Origin of the sequence: uncultured Anaerococcus sp., from assembly GCF_963512375.1 — a bacterium.
Taxonomy (GTDB): Bacteria; Bacillota; Clostridia; order Tissierellales; family Peptoniphilaceae; genus Anaerococcus.
Genome location: NZ_CAUPMI010000037.1, coordinates 1 through 4,286, shown reverse-complemented (window position 1 = coordinate 4,286; position 4,286 = coordinate 1). Strand labels below are relative to the sequence as shown.

At 32.0% G+C, this 4,286-nt stretch carries 1 protein-coding gene; it reads right to left on the bottom strand.

What is annotated here, in order from left to right; all coding sequences use genetic code 11:
• Nucleotides 1–4,286: helicase-related protein (locus tag RRB46_RS10555; protein ID WP_311538501.1), on the bottom strand; the 4,286-nt coding region annotated here is incomplete at both ends.

The following is a 4,286-nucleotide window of genomic DNA, read 5'->3' as shown; positions in this document are numbered from 1 at the left end:
GTATTTTCTGTTACATATCTAAAGATATTTACCTTATCATTTTCATTACCTTGACGAACAATTCTACCACTTCTTTGCTCTAGGTCAGACGGTCTCCAAGGGACGTCTAAATCATGTAAAGCTATTAATTTATTCTGTACATTTGTACCTGCTCCCATTTTTTGAGTAGAACCTAATAATACTCTTACTTCTCCTTTTCTTACCTTAGAGAACAATTCATCTTTTTGTTTGTCTGTATCTGCTTCGTGGATAAAAGCTATTTCTTCTTTAGGTATTCCCATATTCACTAACTTATTCCTAATATCATCATAGATATTAAATTCTCCATCTCCTTTTGGTGTAGACATATCTGAAAATACTAATTGTGTCGATGAATTTTCTTTTGTCTTATCCCAGATCGAAAAGATATTTTTAACGCATACATTTACCTTTGAATTAGGATCATCGGGAAGTAGTGGATTTATTAATCTTTGGTCAAGGGCAAGTTTTTTACCATCATTTGTAATTTTTAGCATATTATCTTCTGTTGGCTCGACTTGATTATTTCTAACTGCGTCAGCTCTATCTGAAATAGCTTCTAGTATTTCTTTTTGTTCCTCAGTAGGTTTTGTTTTAATAACTTCAAAACTTGCTTCTGGTACTGGCAAATTTAACATATCTGAAGTCTTTATATCTGCTACTTCTTTAAACATAGACATCAATTCTGGTAAATTATAAAACTTTGAAAATCTTGTCTTTTGCCTATATCCAGTACCTTCTGGAGATAATTCAAAAGTGTTTTCTGTTTCTCCAAAAGTAGAAGCCCAGGCGTCAAAATGTTCTAATCCTCTTGCCTTTAGATCGTCATACTGAAGGTATCTTTGCATAGTATAAAGCTCTGTCATTGAATTTGATATTGGTGTACCAGTAGCAAATACAACTCCCTTTCCACCTGTCATTTCATCCATATACCTACATTTCATATACATATCTGAAGACTTAAAGGCTTCACTCTGACCGATACCAGCAACATTTCTCATCTTAGTATGCAAGAATAAGTTTTTGTAATTATGAGCTTCGTCTATAAATAACTTATCTACTCCTAGTTCTTCAAAGGTTATTACGTCATCTTTTTTAAAGTCATCATTTAGTTTTTCAAGTCTTACCAGGAGTTTCTTCTTTGTCTTTTCCAGTTGTTTTACTGTGAAATTTTCCCCTCTATTTCTTTTATTCTCATCAATAAAGGAAACTATATCATCTATTTGGTCTTGTATATGCCTTACCTGGTATTCCTTAGACATCGGTATTTTTTCAAATTGAGAGTGTCCTATGATGACTGCGTCATATTCTCCCGTTGCAATCCTACCAATAAATCTTTTCCTGTTTTTTGGTTGAAAGTCTTTTTTATCGGCCACCATAATATTTGCTGACGGATATAATTGCATAAACTCCCTACCAATTTGAGTGGTTAGATGGTTAGGAACTACAAATAATGATTTACTTGCAAGTCCTAACTTTTTAGATTCCATAGCAGAAGCTACCATTTCAAAAGTTTTTCCTGCTCCTACTACATGGGCAAGTAGTGTATTTCCACCATAAAGAGTCCTTGCTATGGCATTTTTTTGATGTTCTCGAAGTCTGATTTCAGTATTCATTCCATCAAAAGTTAAGTTAGAACCATCAAATTCTCTATTTCTAATTGAATTGAATTTTTCATTATAAATCTTTTCTAGCCTATACCTTCTATCAGGATCTTCAAATATCCAATTCTTAAATTCTTCTTTAATCAGTTCTTGCTTTTGACTTGCAAGCATAGTTTCTTTTTTATTCAATACAGAAATCTTAGACCCATCATCATTTATTACTTGGTCAAATACCTTTGTATCTTTTAGATTAAGGGCATTTTCAATTAGCTTATAGGCGTTTACTCTACTTGTACCATAAGTCATATTAGCAAGGTCATTAGCTGAGTCAACACTTTTACCTTCAATGTTCCATTCACTTGTGTGTGGTGAGAACCTAACATTTATATTCCATCTATCATAACCTGGTGTTTTTAAAAGATTGAAAGTAAAGTCTTCTATATCTTTTTGAGGTATCCAGGTTGCTCCTAACCTTACATTTATATCAGAAGCAGTTAGTTCTTCAGGCATAACTTCTTGTAATTTTTCTCTTTGATATTTGAGTTTGCCTAACTCGTTTAATAATGTGTCTTTCTTTTCAGAAGGTGCTAAATCTATTACATTTTCAATTTCTCCGATATATGAATTGAGATAACCAATCTTTTCTCTAATATTGCCACTTAAATACTCATCAGCCGATACATATGAAAAATGAAATGGATCGTCATTGTTAAAGTTTTCAAAGGGCATTCTGTTATTTATTAGGTCTGTATCCTTAATATCTAAAAATATCTCGCCCTCAAGCTCACCAATTAAGGTGTTCCTATCTTTACTTGTTATAGATTCCATATATTCAAAGTCTACATATCCTTTTTGTGAAACTGATAAGACTAAGGCTTCAAGGGAAGTATCTACATGATCTACTACCTTTGCCTTTGTTATTGTTCTTTTTGAGAATATATCACTCTTAGCTTTGAAATTATCCTCATCATCAAGTATTTCTATTGATGAAACCAAAGGAAAGTTTGAGTCTTCCTTTAAGGCTCTAGTATTTGATAAGGAGTTAATAAAGCCATGTTTCTTTGAAAAGTTATCATAGACTTCATTTAACTTTGCTTGTGACTCTTTTATTTCCTCGTCAGAAAAATCGTCCTTTTGTTTTTCTATTACATCTTTTAAAGCATTCATTACATCAAGATAATCTTTTATCTTTTCTTTATTTTTATCTGATATATTCTGCTTGATTAAGACTGAGTTTTCTCTTAGGTAGACCTCTTCATCAATAATAGTGTAAGAAAAATTCTTAACATCATCTGTTGCTGGAAGACTTAATTCTTCATCTTCCAATAGTTCGACCTCTTCATATTTTGAATTTGAAGATATTTCCTTACTTGCAATATCCATTAAGTCTTTTAACTTTTCATCTTCTTTTTCATCACAAGTAATAGTATTGCCAAATCTGCCAGATACTTCTTTCATATCCCCTAATACCATCTGAGGATTATCTACAAAGTATTTATTATAAGTCAAACCCTTTTTATCAGTTGCTAGATGAATCCAATCATCATCTCTTTCTATAACTGAATCTCTCTTTTTCAAGAAAATAATATCTGAAGTAACTTCTGTACCAGCAAGTCCTTTAAATATTGTATTAGGAAGCCTCATAGCTCCTAAAAACTCACATCTTGCATTAATATATTTTCTAACAGATTCATCTTTTTTATCCATAGTTCCAGATGAAGTTATGAAGGCAATAATTCCTCCATTCCTAACCTTATCTATTGACTTTGCAAAAAAATAATCGTGAATCAGAAAGTTATTTCTGTTATATTCACGATCGTTAACTTTAAAATCTCCAAAGGGAACATTTCCTATAACTAAATCAAAAAAGTTATTTGAGAAGTTTGTTTCTTCAAAACCTTTAATTTGAATATTAGCTTCAGGATAAAGTTCTCTTGCTATTCTTCCGCTTAGACTATCTTTTTCTACTCCATAGACTTTAGAGCTTTGTATTTCACTTGGCATACTTCCAATAAAATTACCGACTCCTGCAGATGGTTCAAGGATATTCCCAGTCTTAAAACCCATATCTGTTATGGTCTTATATATTCCATCCATTACCTCTCTAGGTGTATAAAAGGATGTTAAGGTAGACTCTTTAGCATTCAAATACTCATCATTTGTTAAATTTTCTTTTAAAATATTTCTTGCTTCAAGCCATTGTCCTCCCTTTTCTTCATCAAAGACATCGGCAAGACCACCCCATCCTAGATAATCAGCAAGATAGGCTTGTTCATACTCTCTTGGACTCCTATTTTCATTTTCAAGTCTTTTGAGCATCTTAATAGCTTTTATATTTTTATCTAGCTTTTCTGATGGTGTTAGGTATTCTGAGTAGATATGATTTTTCAAGTCATAATTTCTAGCAAAACTTAGCCTTTCCTTATTAGGTTCATAGCCTAGATTTTTTAAATCCTCTTTACCCCTCAATAAGTTTTCGGCTGCTTCTCTTGGAACATTGTATCTATCCATCATTTGGTCAATTTCAAGATTGTGGTTATCTATAAAGCTTTCTTGCTCTACTTGTCTTTCAATTTGTTTTTCATGCTCAGATAATTTGTATATCTCATAATTTCCACTATCTAAAAGGTCATCAATCTTTCTACTTTCTTCAAATGTTTCACC